Source organism: Bradyrhizobium sp. AZCC 2289 (genome assembly GCF_036924615.1).
In the GTDB taxonomy this organism is placed as follows: domain Bacteria; phylum Pseudomonadota; class Alphaproteobacteria; order Rhizobiales; family Xanthobacteraceae; genus Bradyrhizobium.
This window is the reverse complement of record NZ_JAZHRY010000001.1, coordinates 2,699,740-2,716,769: the sequence shown is the minus strand read 5'-3', so window position 1 is coordinate 2,716,769 and position 17,030 is coordinate 2,699,740. Positions and strand designations below refer to the sequence as shown.

The following is a 17,030-nucleotide window of genomic DNA, read 5'->3' as shown; positions in this document are numbered from 1 at the left end:
CGTTCACAGCATCAAGCGAGTTCAAGGATGAATCTTCAGGGAAAACGGGCGCTCATCACAGGAGGATCCAGTGGCATCGGGTTTGCGATTGCCGAAGCCATGTTGGCCAAAGGCGCTCAGATTGTCATAACCGGCCGGCGACCGGACGTTCTAAGCAGCGCGGCCGAACGGCTTCGCGCAGGCGGTGGGCGGGTTGACTACGTTGCCGCAGACGTCAGCACGGAGAAGGGCCGGGAAACGACGCTCAAATTTGCGCTGGAGAAGCTCGGCGGTCTCGACGTCCTGGTCAACAACGCGGGCGGAGTCAGGGCCGGCCGGCTGGAGGATACAACCGAAGCCGAGATACGGACCATGGTCGAGGTCGACCTCGTGGCACCGATCCTGCTGACGCGCGCGGCGTTGCCAAAATTGCGGGCAAGCACCAATGGTCTCGTTGTCAACATCACCTCGGGTATCGCGCTCGTTGCCGCGCCATTCTACGCCACCTACGCCGGGGTCAAGGGTGGGCTGGCGAAGTTCGGCGAATCGCTCCGCCGCGAACTGAACGGCGAAGGCGTGCATGTCATGACAGTCTATCCGGGGGCGACGGATACGCCCATGATGAGCTCGTCAAGTGCCGGGTCTGAGTTGGGCTTCACGCGTGAACCGGCCGCCGCGGTTGCCGATGCCGTTATTACAGGCATTGACGAAGACGCCTTTGAGGTCATTCGCGGCGGCGAAGCGCGCGCCAAAATGATAGTCCTGAACCGCGAGAATCCAGCGGCGCTCGACAAGCGTTTCCTTGACCTCAAGCCAGCTCTCGGCGAGGCGGTTCGCGATCATTCGGCGCTGTGAATGCTCAGGATATGGGGCCGGACTAATTCGATCAATGTTCAGAAGGTGCTCTGGTGTTGCCACGAGCTCGGTCTGGATTATGAACGGATCGATGCCGGAAACAACTTCGGGGTGACCGACACCCCGCAGTATATCTCCATGAATCCGAACCGCCTCATCCCCACCATCGACGATGGCGATATTCAGCTTTGGGAATCGAACGTGATCGTTAGATATCTCGCGCAAAAGCATAGCGATGGCCGGCTCTGCCCGGCCGATATCGCGACGCGATTTGACGCAGAGCGGTGGATGGACTGGCAAGCGACTGTGTTCTGGCCCGCACTGCGCCCTTTGTTCATCGCCCTGATAAGGGCGCCGCCGTCGCAGCGCGATGCGGCCGTCATTTCGAAAGGCGAAAGTCTGTCTCTGTCAGCTCTGCGGATACTCGATGCCAGGCTCTCTGACCGTACATTCCTGGCCGGCGATGCCTTTTCTATGGGCGATATTCCGGCCGCAGCGACAGTTCATCGCTGGTATGCGCTCGACATCCATCATCCTGACCTGCCGAACGTATTGCATTGGTATGATTTGATGAGAGAGCGATCGCCCTTTCGGCGGATCGTTATGACACCAATGAGCTGAAACGCAGCCGGATCTATCCGTCAAATAGCCCACGCGGTCGCCTCATGGCCGTACGATTGCGCGAAGCTGCACGGCGGAATTAAGCGATCCGACACGCCACGTATTCGCGGTCATCGACCAAAACGATTACGTGGTCACCAGGCTTTACCGGATTCAGTCCAAGCGGCGTGCCTGCCAGCAGGAGGTCCCCAGGTCTCAATGAGGCGCCGAAGCGACCGAGGTCGTGGCGGAGCCATTCGATCGCTTCGGCAGCGCCGCCTCTCATCGCCCACAACGCTCCGGCATCGATCGTTACGCCGTTGACCACAACGGACAAGGTGCGGGCGGCCGTCCAATCCTCGAGCACCGTGGTTGTATGGCGACTTGAAATCACCGCACCGGCGTTGATCCCGTTGTTGGCGACGAGCTCTGCGAGCGTTTTACGCGGACCTCGAAAGACGAAGTGATGCAGTTCAATGACTGGGAAAGCCGCCTCGATTCCACCGTTCGTGCCGATGCGGACGGCCATCTCACCCTCGATCGCGAGATTGGCGTACGCATTGTACTGCAGTTTTTCTCCGGAATTCCTGATCTCACTGCGGAAAAGACGTGCGTGGATCGGACCGCTCATGCCGAATTGCTCGACCACGCCGGATCCGATGCAGCCGACCTTGTATCCCACGACGGCGTCGCCGGCCTCGCAGCGCAAACGCGCAACCTCCATCTGGACGGCGTAGGCCTCATCCAGCGTCAGCGAATCCCGTGCTTCGGCGAAATAGGTTCCAGGCGTGCGCCTTTGGTAATCGTCCCATTGCCGTGCAGCCAAAAGTCTTGAGTACGGAACGGGATTGTGCGTTCGCCATCGCTTAGTCCAGTCTATATTTTGCGACGACATCAGTGTTCCGGGACAAGCCGTTGCCGGCGCGGGACGGAATAATGGCCATGCCGTCCCCGATCTGGATTGGCTCTTGCAAAATCGAATCGGCCCAATCGACGTATTCGAGCCAATGACGGCCTGGCGTCGCAGCGAGTAGATGCGCGCTCACTTCCGGAAAAAGATGGGACGAGACTTCGCGATTGTAGGCGGCGGCAAGCCCCGCCGCGCGCTGCCAGCCGGTGACCCCGCCGATGCGGTCAAGATCAAGCATGACGTAGTCCGACGCTCCAGCCGCCAGGGCCGCAGCCATTGGCGGCAGCCCTGTGAAGTTCTCGCCAATCTGTATGGGTGTCTTCGCGGCCTGCGCGATCAGCGCCATGTGCCGGTAGTCGTCATGCCGGATCGGCTCTTCAATCCAGTAGACGCCTTCGACATCGAGCGCCAATGCATATTTCATGGCGTCCGAAAACGTCAGCGCCTGATTGAAATCGACCATCAACCGCACCCGATCGGGCAGGCGGCGTCGCACTGCCTTGACGGCTGCAAGGTCTTGATGAAAATCGGCTCGGCCAAGGCGTAGCTTGACAGCAGCAAATCCGCTCTCAAGCAAGGCCTCGGCCTCATCGGCCGCGGCCTCCGGCGACATCAGTCCAAGCCCATTGCTGTTGTAGGCCGGGATGGGTTGCAGGTCAGCCCCCAGATAGGTTGCAAGCGGCAGCCCGGCGGACTTCGCGAGCGCGTCCCAAGCAGCCGTATCAACCGATGAAGCAACCATCGCCAGCGGACCGGTTATGCCGGGAAGCCTGAAATGACGTGAAACGCGCTGCGCGAGATCGAGCGGTGCCAACGGCAGCCCTGTCAGCGCGTCACTTAGCTCGGCGACAATCGGGACAAGTGAACGGGCAATAGACGGCAGGTAACAGAACGCATAGGCGCGCCCCTCGATGCCATCCTGGGTCAGGAGATCGACGAGCAGCAGACATGCGTTGTCGATGCTTTTTGCGCTCGTACCGAGCGGACGCTTCATCGGCAGCGTGACGGCCGTGGCCGTGAGCGAGCGGAGCGTAAGCTTACTGTTGCTCATGGCATCTGTTCCTCCTGGAGCAGGCTAAAGCGGCCAGCGGAATCCGCTAACTCGGCATCGATGACAAGATTTCGACCAGCGCGGAGAGCCCGTCGACGCGATAGTCTGGTTCAAGGCCCAGCTGATCCATCTGCATCCGGAGTGCCCTGAACATGGTCAGCGGTGCGATGAGATCGTTTTTCTGGCAGGCCTCGGCCATGGCCTCGGGCGTCACCCGCTCGATCCACGCTACTTTCAGTCCGAACGCCTTGGCACCGCAAGCATCGAACGGATTTGAGGACACGAACAGCACGTCGGCAGGCGTGACCCCGAGATTCGATTCGATCAGCGTGTAGGCATCCGGGGCCGGCTTGAAGATCTGTTTGGAATCGACGCTGATCGTGGCATCCAGGATCCGGTCCAGCCCCGTATTGCCAACAAGAGAATTGAGCATATCGGTGCTGCCGTTCGACAGTATCGCGAGCTTGCGACCCTTCATCGCCGCGAGCGTTGCCTTCGCGTCGGGATAAAGATCGAGATGGGCGTATTTGCCCATGATACGCTCGAACACGCCAGGGTCGTTCTTCAGCCCGAGGCATCGCAGCGTGTAGGCTAACGACTCGCGCGTGATGATCGAGAAGTCCTCATAGCGCTGCATCAGCGATCGCAGCCAGGTGTATTCCAGCTGCTTCAGACGCCAGATCTGGGTGATGATCTCGCCATATCCGGGGAAGGCTTCATCAGTGATCGCGGCTACCGATTGGATATCGTAGAGGGTGCCATAGGCATCGAAAACAACAGCTTTGATCGTCACAGGGTGGACCCTTTATCTCACGGGTTGTGGAGTAAAACCGATCGGCCGCGGTGAACCGCGGCCGACTTCTTTCAGCAAGCGCAGCTGCCCATCTACCCCGGCGCGACACCGGTGTGAACCTGAAGCAGGAATGCGTCGAAGCGTTTTTCGTTTTCTGCGTCGCGCCCCGAGATCAGCGTGCCCAACACGGCGCCGAGGAACCCCAGAGGCAACGAGACGATCGTCGGATTGACCAGAGGCCAGAGCGCGTCGGCGCCGCGCATTGCCGGTCCGATCATCGCCAGCACGACTGAAGAGATGAGGCCGACCGTCATGCCGCCGACTACGCCACCGGTATTGAATCTCCGCCAGAACAGCGACAGGATCAACACCGGGAAGTTGGCGCTGGCGGCTACGCAGATTGCAAGAATCACCAGCACCGCGACATTGACGCCCTGCGCGAGAATTCCGAGTGCAATTGCAAGCACGCCGATGACGACGGCAGCGATGCGCGCGATCCGGACTTCCTGTTTGCCGTCGACCTGTCCGCGCTTGATCCAGTTGACGTAAAAGTCGTGCGCAATGGCGCCTGAGGTCGACAGCGTCAGCGCCGAGACCACGGCGAGGATCGTGGCGACCGCCACCGCGGCGACGAAGCCAAGCATCAAATCTCCGCCGAAGCTGCCCTTTCCACCGCCGAGATATTGCGCGAGGAGCGGTAGCGTCAGGTTGCCGCCCTTGTCGGCGGCTCGGATTGCGTCCTGACCGACGTAATTCGCAGCGGCCAATCCGAACAGCGTGGTGCCCGCGAAGAATGCGCCGGCGAGAAACATCACCCATACCACGGAACGACGGGCCGTCTTGGCGTCGGGCACCGTGTAGAATCGCGTCATAACATGCGGCAATCCCGCCAGCCCGAACGTATAGCCGAGTCCGAGCGATATCTGGTCGAACGGATTCTTCAGGTAATTTCCGGGCAGCAGATATTTGGCGGTGTATTTCTGTTCGGCATCGGTGAACAGCGTTAGCGGATTGAAGTGCACCAGCGACAGGATCATCACCAGGATTATCGCTCCCGCGCTCAGCATCAGCACCGCTTTGACGATCTGCACCCAGGTCGTCGCCAGCATGCCGCCAAAAGCAACGTAAACGATCATGCTGATGCCGACCAAAATCACCGCCCAGTCGTAAGAAATGCCGGTCAGCAATCGCACCAGTACGCCGGCACCTGCCATCTGCGGCATCAGATAGGCGAAGTTGACAACCACGGTTCCTGCAATGGCCGCAAGCAGCGAGGTTCGTGTCTGCATCCGGCTGCGGATGACATCGCCCAGAGTATATTTTCCGGTATTGCGCATCGGCTCCGCGATCAGAAACAGCACCGTGCAAAAGGCGACCAGCGGGCCAAGCGCGTAGAAAGCGCCGTCCATGCCGTAAAGCGCGGTGAGCCCGGTGAACCCCAGGAAGGCCGCGGCGCTACACCAGTCGCCGGCCAGCGCAAATCCATTTTGCGTCGCGGTGAGCTGGCTGTCGGCGGCGTAGAAGTCGCTCGTGGTATGCGTGCGCCTGGCGGCCCAATAGGTGATGCAGAGGGTGATCAGCAGGATGACGATGAATATGCCGAGCGTGAGGTTCATCTCAATTCCCCCGCCCGGAGATCTCCATCGCAGCCCTCGCGGCGAGTGGATCGAACTTGCCGGCGGCGATGCGCCCGTAGACGATCGCGAGGACCCATGACAGCAGATAGTTGAGCGCGATCAGCGCGAAGCCCAGATTGACCGAGCCGGCGATCTTCATGCCCATCAGGTCTTTGGCGAAACCGGCGAATACGGTCAGGCCGATATAACTGACTATGAAAATGATCGTCATCGGCACCAGATACCTCAGCTTCCCGGCGATCAACTCCTTGACCGAGGCGTGCGCAGCCTCAAGCGATGTCCCGTTGCGAGCCACGATTCCCCTCCCGCGTTTTTGTCATCAAATCGCGTCCTTCACGCTCTCGGCATCGATTATGCGATGCGCGGAAGGCGCGGGGCGATTTGCGTCCCGCATTGCAGCGGGTTGGCCAGTCCTTGGGCGTCATTATGCGCAAAGCGGCTACTACGTCTGTACGGACGGTGTCTGAAGTGGCAAAATGAATAATAACGATGATCGATATCGTATTTTGCGATTATGGAGATCTCGGTGAACTTCGATATCGACTGCCTGCGCTCGTTTCTGGTCATCGCCGACACCATGAGCTTTTCGCGCGCGGCGGAAACCGTCGGCCGCTCCCAATCGACGATCAGCCAGCAGATCGCGAAACTCGAAACCCAGGTCGGCAAGGCGCTGCTGACGCGCCGCAAGGGCCGTGTGCTCGAACTGACCTCTGAGGGCGGCAAGCTCCTGCAGTATGCGCGAAAGATTCTGCAACTCAACGACGAGGCCTATGCCTCGATGTCCGATGACGTGCTGACCGGTTTTGTTCGTCTCGGGGTGCCGCTCGATTTCTTTGGACGCGATTTCACGACTTGGCTGGCGCGCTTCAAGAACAAGCATCCTATGGTCGGACTGGAGGTTGAGGCCAATCAGTCCGAAAACCTGATGAAGCGGAGCATGCGCGGCGAGTTCGATCTGGCCTTCTTCAAACAGGAAACCGGAGCAAAAAACGGCACCGTGGCGCTCCGTGAGCAGCTGGTCTGGGTCAGCGGGCCGAATTATTCGGCTGATGACAATGAGTCAGTGCCGCTGATCCTATTTCCCGAAGGCTGCGCCTATCGCCGCTTCGCCATCGCCGCGCTGAAGGACCACAAGCGGTCCTGGCATCTCAGTTTCGTCAGCCCGAGCTTTGAATGCCTCAAGTCGGCGGCGGTGGAGGGAATGGGGATCACCGTCCTCGCCCGCGCGCTGGTCGCGCCGCCACTGCGGGTCGTCCGTCATGGCATGCGTCTGCCGCAACTGCCAACGGTGGAATTGGTCTATTCTTACGGCCGGCGCAGCAATTCGCGAGTTGTCAGCGAGTTGGCTAATTATTTGGCGGACAGTTTGACCAATGCGAGGCCGGCGACAGCGACAGTCTCGGTTCTTTAGAAGCCCCTCTAGTCATGGGGGAATTCACAAGCGTGCCGTTGCCAGAGGCCGCCCACTTGTAATGTAGAACGTACGATCTAAAATGGGACAAGTGACGATTGTCACCCGATCAACCATCAGTGATCGAAATGGCGTTGTTGCGACACCGGTCGGACACGTCGATTAACATAACTGAGAGCACAGACGACATGTCTAGCGCCTTTTCACAGCTCCCCGTCTTGCCCGAAATTCGGCAGGAAGACGCTTCTGCGGCCGTCGCCCGTATCTATTCCGATATCAAGCGCGCTTCGGGCACGCCGCTCGTCAATCTGATCTACCGGCACCTTGCAACCATCCCAGGCGGCCTCGAATGGGTGTGGGGCTGCATCCGCATGAATTGGGGTTATGATGGTCTGTTGAGGGCCGCAGCGGCCATGCCGGCCGCGAATGTCACGATAATTCTTCCCACATCGCTCTGGCGTATCGTCGGACTTTCCGATTCTGACCTCACCGGCATTCGCTCTCTTGTTGCTCAGTATAATTTGACAAATGCAGCCAATATCATTGGCATCACCGCGCTCGCCCATGTCGCGCGTAACCCCGCTTGCTGCTCGAACGACGCCATGCTGGATTGGATGGAGGTACCTAGCGGAGCGCCGATTGCCGCAATTCCTTCTGTTCCGAAACTTGATGCACTAGCGCCCGACATCAGGAGTCTGGTCTACTTCGTCAACGGTCTAGGGGAGGAAGGGCAGCCGACGATGGTCGCGAGCCTGTTTCGGCATTTAGCGCTATGGCCGAGCAGTCTCGCGGTTACTACAGCGCTCCTAGCCTCGCTGGCGCAATCGGGCGAACTGACCCGCTTGCGTCAGGAAACGATACAGGCAGCCGAAAGAATCGCTGGCGAGTTGATATCGAGCCCGGGAGTGGGCTTTCCACCTGCCCCTGAAGCGGCACGAGAGGCTCTAGTGCGCGCGCTGGATCTTTTCAGGACGACCCTGATCGCCAAGATGCTGCCTGTTGGGCAAATCCTATCGCTGGCTCTCAAACCAGCTTAGCAGTCGCTTTCCTGCTAGAAAGGTTTGTCGTCTCTACTACCTGTCCGGACAACGCGATGGGAGCCGAAGCACCGGAGAGACGCCGGGATAACCTGGCCGTCATTTCTGGGCCCAGCTGGCCTCCCGCTTCAGGTCAAGTTCTGTACCGAGCGAAAGAGCCTTATCGCAACGCACGACCGATCGGAAACGCTGAGGCGACATAGCAAACACGTCAGGGCCAACGGAGAGGCACAACGGTCCAATTGGCAGCGGCGACTTCTACAACAAAAATGTGCTATTTGCGGAAGTCGTGAGCAATCATGGAGAGGATGTGCTTTCGGATCAAGCCATCTACTGCCAAGGGCCCAGAACCTCCCAGCACAAGGGCCGCAAGGCAGGCAAGGTACAGCACGTCGGTTTCATAGCCTGGCTGCCCGAACTGCGCGCCGGCAGCAGTCACCGCTATGAGCTTGATCGAGCTGAACCCGTAAGGCAGATGCACGGTAAACATGGCTACCAGCAAAACCGCTGCCATCGGTATGCTGACAAGCGTGACGAAAGCGCCCAGAATTATTGCCAAACCTCCGAATACTTCGATCATTATCGTGGACCATGCCATGAAATTTTGTGCGGGCACGCCGATCGCATGCAAGATCGCCGCGAAGGCCTCCCAGCCCCTGGCGAGTTTGGCGAAACCATGTTCCATGAAGCCATACCCGACTATCAGGCGCAGGGGAAAGGGAGCCCAGCGGGCCGTCGTATCCCATCGGCTGCTTGATAGCATTTCGATCAGGGTCGTCTTGAGAGTCATATCAACTCGGTCCCGGAATAAGTGTGAGGGGATGATTGACTTGCCCGCTCCGGATCAAACTCGAAGCATCATCACCCCATGCCCAGCATTTCGCTTGTGAAGGCGATTACGTTACGGGCTTAAGATCACTTGGGCGTGACCTGTGCCGTGCTTGTTTCGCGCGGATATCTTAAGCGAACTTGCAAGACGTTGGTCACTGTTCTCGCTGACGCAGCCGGCCGAAGCATCGTATCGTCGCGGAATGGGCTATTGCTTCCGAAAATGAGTCCTCGCCACGTATTCCGCCCCAGAATAAAAGTTATGCCGTTCCGAGGCATTGTGAACCCACCGTAGGCAAATCACGTCTCAGTGTCTGTCCGAAAACATGTTGAATCATCGGAATCATTTGTGATTCAAGGGAGGCGGTCCGAATCTGAAGGAGCGCCGATGTGGACGAAAGAGAACCGCGGTCGTTACGACCGCAGCCGGCTACGCTATCCCAGCGATTTGACCGATGAGGAATGGGCGTTGGTGGAGCCGCTGATTGCGTCAGCCAAGCGAGGCGGCAACAAGCGCACGGTGGATGTGCGTGAGGTGGTCAATGGTCTGATGTATGTGCTGAGCAGCGGTTGCCAATGGCGAGCGATCCCGAAGGATCTGCCGCCGCGCAGCACGGTGCACGGTTATTTTGACTTGTGGACTTGGGACGGCACGCTCGATCGCATCCATCACGCGCTCTATGTACAATGTCGGGAGTTGGCCAACCGAGAACCCAGCCCGAGCGCCGCCATCATCGACAGTCAAAGCGTCAAGAGCGCGGAAAAAGGGGGGCGTGGATTGACCCGCATGGCTACGATGCGGGAAAGAAGATCAAGGGCAAGAAGCGCCACATCCTAGTCGATACCCAGGGCTTATTGCTCCACGCCCTTGTACATTCGGCGGACATCCAGGATCGAGACGGCGGGGTGTTGGTGATGGCCACGCTGTTTGGCCTGCATCCATTCCTGCTGAAGCTCTATGCCGACGGCGGCTATCAGGGGCCGATCTTTCAGTCCGCCGTTCGCAAAATCCTCCGGCAAATCGACGTGGAAATCGTCAAGCGTTCCGATACAGCAAAGGGCTTTGCGGTCTTGCCCAAGCGATGGATCGTCGAGCGCACCATCGCCTGGCTCAATCGCTGTCGCCGCTTGGCCAAGGATTGGGAGTGCCTCAACCGAAAGGCCTTGGCGTTCTTGCGCCTTGCCTCAATCCGCCTCATGCTCAGAAAGCTCTGTCAAAAAACAGCATGATCCCGGACAGACTCTAACATTACAGTTGTCGTTTTTTGAAGTGGGCCCGTTGGGCGGCGGCCTGGTGAGTTCTGCGCCAGAGTGACCATGCGATGATGTGTGCGGGTTGGATCCGCTTTCGGGCGAGCCTGATGGCGATGCGGCGGACTTCCTGGATTGACCAACGGATCAATGACGGATTGGTGATATTTTGAGTTTTGCCGTGGTTCGGCGTTTCGTTTTTTTGGGCGGCGGCGAATTGGCGCGATGGCGGATCACCGCCATCATGGCGAAGGCGAGCATCACCAGGGAAACGTGGCGATGCCACCCATGCCAGGATCTGCTCTCGTTGTGATCGAGCCCGAACTCGTTTTTCGCGGTCTCAAAGCTGTCCTCGATCGCCCACCGATGGCCTTCGACCGCCACCAGCGTTTCGATGGATGTTCCCGCTGGACACCAGGTGGTGAAGAAGGCGAGATCGCCATCGGCGATACGACGACGGATCAGCAGACCTCGTGTCCAAAGACCATGATTTGCGCTGTAAAATTCTTCGACCTCGAGATCGGCCAATTCGAGATAGCACCAATCGTGCAGCCGCGGTCCTTTGGTTCCGGCCCCTGCCGACAGGCGTTTCCAATCGGACGCGCGCCGCGTCCGAGCGATGTCCGCGGCCTTGCCGGCGACCGATCGCCGCTTGCCCCAGGATTGAAATACATGAGCGCTGCTGACCCCGAGCACGTAGCCTTTGCCTGCCCGGCGTAATTGCTGTTCGATATCGCCAACACCGTAGACAGTATCACCGGCAACCCACTTGAATGGTACAGACGCGGCTATGGCGCGTGCGATCATGCTCGTTGCAAGCTTTGGCTTGGTCGCAAAGCCGGCACCGGGAGGCACATATGCGGCTTCCAGACGATCTGGATCGTCGGTCCATTCCTTCGGAAGATACAGCGCGCGATCGATGAACGCATGACCGTGGCGCGACACGTAGGCGGCGAAGACGCCGATCTGGCAGTTCGTGATCTTGCCGGCGGAACCAGTGTATTGCCGCGCCACCCCGCACGACGCCTTGCCTTGCTTGAGAAAGCCGGTCTCGTCGATCACGAGCACCGCATCGTCATCCGCCAAATGCTCGATGACATAATCGCGGACGATATCGCGCAGACCATCAGCATCCCAATCCCTGCGACCCAGGATCGCCTGTTGCCGCCAAGGACCGGGATCGCCAGCTGCCTCCGCGCGCATCCAACCGGTCTTGCGTTGCTCATCTCCGAGCAGGCTTTCCAGAAACAAGCCTGCATTCCTCGCAACACGATCTTGATTGAACAACGGACGTATCCGTTGCTTGATCTCACGAAGCGACGCCGCCCACAGCGCAAGCGTCTCTTCAATCGACGCTGGCCGCGTCCACGATCTTCGAATCATGGTTGCCCATGGATTCAGAAAACTGCATAAAAGGCAACTGTAGTGCTAAGGCGTTCGAGGTACCACAGGGTAGCATCAACGTCTCGCCTATGACGCGGGGCCAACTTCCATCCGCGGTCTAATCGTCTAGACGGGAGATCAACGCTCAGCGAAAATTTGTGTTGCAGGAGGGAGGCGTCATTTCCTGGCCATGCACCCAGATCTCCCATAGTCACAACTTCGTAAGGATCAATTTGCTCGTCACGTACGATCTGCGCGACAAGATGTGACTTGCTCACTCCGCGAGAAAGCACGTCGATCGAGTGCTTACTTCGTACGATTGTGCCTGTCTCCAATCCGGCTTGCTTGAATGCGTCAACTATCACGAACCACATAGTCTCGGTATTAACGCCGGGCTCAAATCGAATACTGAGCTGAAAGGGTGCGGTGGCCCTTATGACTGAGATAGGCACTCCGTAGGACTGGAGGTTCGTGACAATCCGCCTTGCGTGAATCAAAAAATCGCTCAGGCGGTCGGTGTCGGGTGCGGTCTCTCCGAGCTTTCCAATCCATCCGCCGTTGTGGAGCCCCAGGCGAACGTTTGCCCAATGCGCGGACGGCAAAACCTCGGTCAAATGCTCGGCAATTGAGCCGCCGCGACCTGAAGCAATTCCGACGACAATGTTTGCTTCAAGTAGCCGCACAATGTGGGCAACAATTTGCGGTGACGGCGGGCGATCATTGTCATTCGAACTGCACAACGTCCCATCGTAATCAAAAACGATAGAGCGGAATTTCTGTGCCTCAAACGCAAGCTCTGCCGCTTCAAGCGCCCGTCGTATCGTTCCGCTGCTGCGCGATGACGGCCAATGGGCTCCAAGAACTTCGTACTTCGATGTTTCGCCGCGAAGGTTGTCTTCATGCGGAGGTGGAATGAGGCTCTGGAGGTTGGCGTAGTAAAGGCGCCTTCCCAATGGGGAAATCGTCGGCTTCGCGATGTTTCGGTCTGCCGCGTTCGCTATTTTCGAGACTAAATGCATCCCGGCAATCAAGCCCGAGATTAAGTCTTTTGGCTTCGCGCCAGACAGGGGCATGCAGAACGTCGGTACCTCAGAAGGAATTTGTGGCTGCATGTCGATCCACAGATTTTCGACTGCAGGTTCGGTTAAAACCAACAGAGTGCTGTCTCTCGAACGTTCAGTTAGCCAGAGGTGACGTCCATGTGCGAAAGAACGGAAGTCTGCGAGTTGACAAAATAGGAGCGCAGCTTCGGATAGCTTGGATTCTAAATCCTCTGCTATCGGACGAAGGTTGGGCGAGAAGACAATTATGAGGCTTCCGCGCGTAGCAGCTTCATGAGTGAATGATCTTGAGGAGTCTAGCCAGGCGTCTAGGGAAAGGTCCCCGAAAGCAATCTCATCCACGCGGTATTCAATGGATGCTCCTTGTCGATCCAATTCGCCATAGGCCCGAGCGATTAAGGACGCGTCGAATACGAGGCTATTCGTGGCAAGGTAGCCATCTTTTTCGTTGAGTTCGAAAACATGCGAAGTGACGTCGTTGAGTTCTTTCACTCGTCCCATTAACGGGCTTTGCTCTCGATTTGTAATCACGTGGACCGTTCGAGAGCTATGCTGTCTTGCTCGCTGGAGTGCTTCGAGTATGTCGGGATTCTTTCCTTCGGCCGAAACGATAAATATAGGGCTGATTGAAGCTAAGCTTGGATTGCAAATGAGCTCCAGCGGAGTTACGGCCCGTGAAACGCGCCCCGTAAACGCTTCATGTAAGCTGCAAAGTAGCGAAGCTACTGTGAACGATCCGCCGGAGCCGATGGCAATAATGCTCGCCTCGCTTGCTCCAACAATCGCCAGTTTTAATTTCTTGATGTCTGCCGACGCTGCGCGTCCGACTGTTTCTCCTATCCTTGATAATTCTTGCTCGTAGGGAGTCATCTACGTTTTGCTTTCACCTTCAGCGGTCCGGCTCGACTGCGCCTTGCAGCGCTCTTTTTTGTCTTGGCTTTCTGCTTTGGTAGCGGTTTCTCGGAGGCTTTCCGTTTTCGTTCAGTCGTTTCCTTGAATACCGTCCCACTAATGAGGTCTTTGCGGAGCTCCATCAGCATTACGCCAAGCATATTCTGTCCTGAGCCTGAAACTTCGCCCCATAGGCGGTTGACCGCATTGTTGACGGTCCCCGCTTCGACGAGGCGCCGGTCGCCGGTCTCAATGAGTAGTTTGGCGAGGGTTTCATGTTGGGAGAACTTGGCTCTGAGAACCTTCCTCATACGGGCGAACTTAATACTGGCCCAGTCGGGTACTACATCCCAAACGTAGAGGCCATGGGCGGCCATTGCCGCTAACGCAGGGGTCGGCGCGGAGAGAATCCAATCACGAACTGCGGGCTTGGCAGCCTTCCCCGCCTGATAGGCATGTTCAGCAGTTGGGTATGTCTTTCCCTCAAACTCAATGGGGCTTTTGTACAAGTTACTGAAGGCACCGTAGGGCTTCTCGTTAGCTCGATAGAATTTGATTTCTTCAGTTGGTAAGGGCGAGCCGCCCGCTTCGGGCTGTTTCTTGCTAGCTTTTTGCACCATGCGTTCCCCATAGAGCTTCAGCGTCGGGCGATGCCAGTGCCGATCTTCACCCATCACTAGGCGATTCTAGCGGCTTGGTAACCGCCGCGAACAGAAGAAAATAGTGAAAACTCGGTAGCTGGATGGTGAACAGGGCACCGTTCTCACCGCTCGTTCGTTGATGCTCGACGGGGAACTACCAACATGCTACACAGCAAGAGCTGGATAGGCTAGAAAAGGCTAATAGTTTCAAAAGCTTTTGTTGTTGTTGTTGGCGAATCCCTTAGGGAGCGCCAGCTGCTCTCTGCGAAACCCACTCACTTCATCTCTTCCAGCAACTTCCGCGCGTCTCTCAACAACGCCTGAATCTTTCTTCGCTCCTCGATCGCCTCCCCAGTGAACAGCCCATGCTTCCGCGCGTTCTGGTTTGCCTTTGGCGCGCCGGACCCGTGTGCGCCGCCGTGCATGCGGCAGCGCTGCCTGCCGTTCACCGCCGGCGAGCGGCACGCGCCGCCGCAACGGGTTTTGGCGCCACAACGCGGGCTCGCCAGCATCGGGCCGGTATTTCTGATATGATCGCTCATGCCTGTGCTTTCCGCTTGGCATCCGCGGAAGCGGGCCGTCGCCTGGAGCCCGAGGCCTTTGGCGCATTCCGCGCCGCGGACACCGTGTTCTTGTCGGAAACGATCACGCTCGCATGCTGCGTGACGTTGCCGACGATGGCCTTGCCGCCGTCGCCCACCGACACGTTCTGCACGGTGATGGCAGGCTCGCCCTGGCTCCGGTAGCGGTTCAGCGCCTCGATCTGGGCGGGAAACGTGCGGGCGAGCCTGCCCAATGCGCGGGCGGCGCTGTCGTGCTGGGCGAGGTCATCGGCATTGGCGAGGTGATGGGCACATCGCATCGCCATCACATGAACCGAAACCATCTGCGCCACCAGCATGGCCTCGATGGAGTCCCTCGGCTTGATGCTCTTCACCATCGAAATCATGAAGGCGAGATTGACCTCGTCGGAACTCTCGCCGCTCGCGCTGGCCTTGACCAACTGCCTGATAATGCCATGCATCGCTTCGCGGTCGGCGACCCCCAACGCGTCAGCCATCAGCCGTTCGCCGAGCTCCGGATCCGGGTGCTCGATGGAGAAGCCGTGCGACAAAAGCCTTATCCGCGGGGCTGCGGCAGCTTTGGCCGGGTCGGTTGCGGTGATCGTGGTTGGCATAGCGAGGTCGGGAGCGGTGCTCATGTCGAGATTCCCTGGCACGCGCGAGGCAAGCGCGCGGTTCGGCCACGCGCAGGCGATCGTTCGCTGCGCCGAGGCGGCGCAATTTCAATGGTGGGGTGAGGATTTTGAGCCGCAATCGTAACCGACGCGCCCGTTGTTGCTGAGCGACGGGCGTTTACAGGATTGCGGGATGGTGAATAAATGCCCGTGATTTGCCCGACGTGTCAACTTGCTTTCGAAGCCGCCATGCCGGCCGCCGGCTACTGTGCCTGGGGTTGTTTTCAATATTTTGGGATCGCGCACGTTCGAAGGGGAGTTATCAGACGTCACCCGCAGTGATGCCGGCAAAGGCACGGTGCGATACGCAGGACCTGCGTGCGCATATCCGCGGGGCGCCTAACAGCATTATACTGCAATCTCAATAACATATGAGTTCGCAGTTTTATTCTGAATGGAGCGCCATTTTACCGCCAATCCGGACAAAACTGCAAACTCTGCGGGTGCTGGCGGAAGCTCCGCCCGGGTGACGGATGACGGTCATTTCTCGCACGTGCGCTCGCTGCCATAATTTCTTGACGGTCCAGCACGTCGATGTGACGATCACGAAACGCGCCCAGCTTGCCGGGAGTTGCCATGTCGTCGAACCTTGCGCCGCACCGAACAGCGAGCTCGCCCATGGGATGAGCCGGAAGAATCGCGTTCCACTTGCTGATCGTGTCGCCAGAGCGGCTGAAGCGGCGCTTGCCGCCCAGCACTTTGTGAGCGCCATCGACATCCTCGTCGGGATCGGGTGGCTTGACTCCGGAGCGGTGGAGCGCTGGCGCCGCGGGCAGATCGATTGTCTGGAGGAAGTTGTCCAGGTCGATCTGCCGCGCATCTCGGAAGCCATGCGGCTGTTCGGGTCCTGGGCGATCGCGAAAGGATTGTTCCCAAGCCCGACGGCGTATGTCGGTCGTACGCCGGGCCGCCCGACGCTGCGCTTCAGCCGAGGCGGAAATCCTGCGATTGAGGCATCATACCGCACACATTGGGTCTCGCCCGAGCTTTCCGAGAAGAAGCGCGAGCGCCTGGCGGAAACGGCAAGCCGCGCCCCGGAACTGGTGGTGATCCAGCCGTTGAACACGGAGTGGGTATGCAATCGGTGCGGCGGCACCGGGGATCTGTTGATGATGGAGACTCCCGGCCCTGCGTGCCTGCGCTGCGTCGGCCTCGATGATCTCAAGTATCTTTCGGCGGGCGATGCCTTGCTCACGCGACGCGCCAAATCGAAAAGCAGCCGATATGCTGTCGTCGTGCGCTTCAGCAGGACTCGTCGCCGTTACGAGCGACAAGGTCTGCTGGTCGAGCCGCAGGCCTTGGCAGATGCGCAGCAAAATCTTGAGGCGCCGCGACAGTTCTAGCTCATCCGTGTCGAAGCGCCAGTAGTCGGATTCATTGCGCAGAGAATCGAATTTTCCGGCGAACGGAGTCGGCCTCCGATTGCAGTTCCGTCAAATCACATCGTAATTTCACTACTTGGGAG

18 protein-coding genes and 1 pseudogene are annotated in these 17,030 nt (G+C 58.5%); 7 read left to right on the top strand and 12 right to left on the bottom strand.

The window, feature by feature from the left end; genetic code table 11:
- The first annotated feature begins 27 nt into the window (after positions 1–27).
- Complete coding sequence (locus V1289_RS13210) at positions 28–834, top strand: SDR family NAD(P)-dependent oxidoreductase (protein WP_334397356.1); 807 nt, start codon at positions 28–30, stop codon at positions 832–834.
- A complete protein-coding gene (locus tag V1289_RS13205) occupies positions 835–1,455 on the top strand; it encodes a glutathione S-transferase family protein (protein WP_309177861.1) in 621 nt (206 codons plus the stop codon).
- A gap of 79 nt (positions 1,456–1,534) precedes the next feature.
- Here V1289_RS13205 and V1289_RS13200 read toward each other — a convergent pair whose 3' ends face one another.
- The 5 genes from V1289_RS13200 to V1289_RS13180 form a co-directional block, all read right to left on the bottom strand.
- A complete protein-coding gene (locus V1289_RS13200) occupies positions 1,535–2,329 on the bottom strand; it encodes a 2-keto-4-pentenoate hydratase (RefSeq protein ID WP_334397355.1) in 795 nt (264 codons plus the stop codon).
- Positions 2,301–3,395 carry an enolase C-terminal domain-like protein gene (locus V1289_RS13195; RefSeq protein WP_334397354.1) on the bottom strand — a complete coding sequence of 365 codons (1,095 nt, stop codon included), beginning with the start codon at positions 3,393–3,395 and terminating at the stop codon, positions 2,301–2,303. The genes V1289_RS13200 and V1289_RS13195 overlap by 29 nt, the downstream gene beginning before the upstream one ends.
- 46 nt (positions 3,396–3,441) lie before the next feature.
- Positions 3,442–4,188, bottom strand: a complete 747-nt coding sequence (locus V1289_RS13190) for a haloacid dehalogenase type II (RefSeq protein ID WP_334397353.1) — start codon at positions 4,186–4,188, stop codon at positions 3,442–3,444.
- A 92-nt stretch (positions 4,189–4,280) separates the two neighbouring features.
- On the bottom strand, positions 4,281–5,804 hold the full coding sequence (locus V1289_RS13185) for a solute symporter family protein (RefSeq protein ID WP_334397352.1): 1,524 nt from the start codon (positions 5,802–5,804) through the stop codon (positions 4,281–4,283).
- Position 5,805: 1 nt separating this feature from the next.
- Positions 5,806–6,120 (bottom strand): DUF485 domain-containing protein, encoded by a 315-nt coding sequence (locus tag V1289_RS13180; RefSeq protein WP_334397351.1) that lies wholly within the window; start codon positions 6,118–6,120, stop codon positions 5,806–5,808.
- A 231-nt stretch (positions 6,121–6,351) separates the two neighbouring features.
- Between V1289_RS13180 and V1289_RS13175 the strand changes: the two genes are divergently transcribed.
- Together V1289_RS13175 and V1289_RS13170 are read left to right on the top strand one after the other, a co-directional pair.
- Complete coding sequence (locus tag V1289_RS13175; RefSeq protein WP_334397350.1) at positions 6,352–7,236, top strand: LysR substrate-binding domain-containing protein; 885 nt, start codon at positions 6,352–6,354, stop codon at positions 7,234–7,236.
- 188 nt (positions 7,237–7,424) lie between these two features.
- Positions 7,425–8,273: a hypothetical protein gene (locus tag V1289_RS13170; RefSeq protein ID WP_334397349.1), complete on the top strand. Its 849-nt coding sequence runs from the start codon at positions 7,425–7,427 to the stop codon at positions 8,271–8,273.
- 274 nt (positions 8,274–8,547) lie between these two features.
- Here V1289_RS13170 and V1289_RS13165 read toward each other — a convergent pair whose 3' ends face one another.
- Positions 8,548–9,063 (bottom strand): DoxX family protein, encoded by a 516-nt coding sequence (locus V1289_RS13165; protein WP_334397348.1) that lies wholly within the window; start codon positions 9,061–9,063, stop codon positions 8,548–8,550.
- Positions 9,064–9,489: 426 nt separating this feature from the next.
- Here V1289_RS13165 and V1289_RS13160 point away from each other — a divergent pair.
- Positions 9,490–10,331, top strand: a pseudogene (locus tag V1289_RS13160) (IS5 family transposase).
- Between the two features lie 168 nt (positions 10,332–10,499).
- Here the strand turns inward: V1289_RS13160 and V1289_RS13155 are convergent.
- The 5 genes from V1289_RS13155 to V1289_RS13135 all read right to left on the bottom strand — a co-directional run bounded on the left by V1289_RS13155 (position 10,500) and on the right by V1289_RS13135 (position 15,529).
- Positions 10,500–11,735: an IS701 family transposase gene (locus tag V1289_RS13155; protein WP_334396467.1), complete on the bottom strand. Its 1,236-nt coding sequence runs from the start codon at positions 11,733–11,735 to the stop codon at positions 10,500–10,502.
- 14 nt (positions 11,736–11,749) lie between these two features.
- Entirely contained in the window at positions 11,750–13,666 is a 1,917-nt protein-coding gene (locus V1289_RS13150) for a hypothetical protein (protein WP_334397347.1), read from the bottom strand.
- The gene (locus V1289_RS13145; RefSeq protein ID WP_334397346.1) at positions 13,663–14,361 is read right to left on the bottom strand and encodes an NADAR family protein; all 699 of its coding nucleotides are present in this window, start codon (positions 14,359–14,361) and stop codon (positions 13,663–13,665) included. The genes V1289_RS13150 and V1289_RS13145 overlap by 4 nt, the downstream gene beginning before the upstream one ends.
- A gap of 242 nt (positions 14,362–14,603) precedes the next feature.
- Positions 14,604–14,870 carry an HGGxSTG domain-containing protein gene (locus V1289_RS13140; protein WP_334397345.1) on the bottom strand — a complete coding sequence of 89 codons (267 nt, stop codon included), beginning with the start codon at positions 14,868–14,870 and terminating at the stop codon, positions 14,604–14,606.
- Positions 14,867–15,529, bottom strand: a complete 663-nt coding sequence (locus V1289_RS13135; protein ID WP_334397344.1) for a hypothetical protein — start codon at positions 15,527–15,529, stop codon at positions 14,867–14,869. The genes V1289_RS13140 and V1289_RS13135 overlap by 4 nt, the downstream gene beginning before the upstream one ends.
- Between V1289_RS13135 and V1289_RS13130 the strand changes: the two genes are divergently transcribed.
- Positions 15,528–15,650, top strand: coding sequence for a hypothetical protein (locus V1289_RS13130; RefSeq protein WP_334397343.1), 123 nt, complete (start codon positions 15,528–15,530; stop codon positions 15,648–15,650). The two genes, V1289_RS13135 and V1289_RS13130, sit on opposite strands and share 2 nt — an antisense overlap.
- Positions 15,651–15,972: 322 nt before the next feature.
- Here the strand turns inward: V1289_RS13130 and V1289_RS13125 are convergent, their stop codons facing one another.
- Positions 15,973–16,263, bottom strand: coding sequence for a hypothetical protein (locus tag V1289_RS13125; protein WP_334397342.1), 291 nt, complete (start codon positions 16,261–16,263; stop codon positions 15,973–15,975).
- 3 nt (positions 16,264–16,266) lie between these two features.
- Between V1289_RS13125 and V1289_RS13120 the strand changes: the two genes are divergently transcribed.
- Complete coding sequence (locus V1289_RS13120; RefSeq protein WP_334397341.1) at positions 16,267–16,908, top strand: hypothetical protein; 642 nt, start codon at positions 16,267–16,269, stop codon at positions 16,906–16,908.
- Positions 16,909–17,030 lie beyond the last annotated feature (122 nt).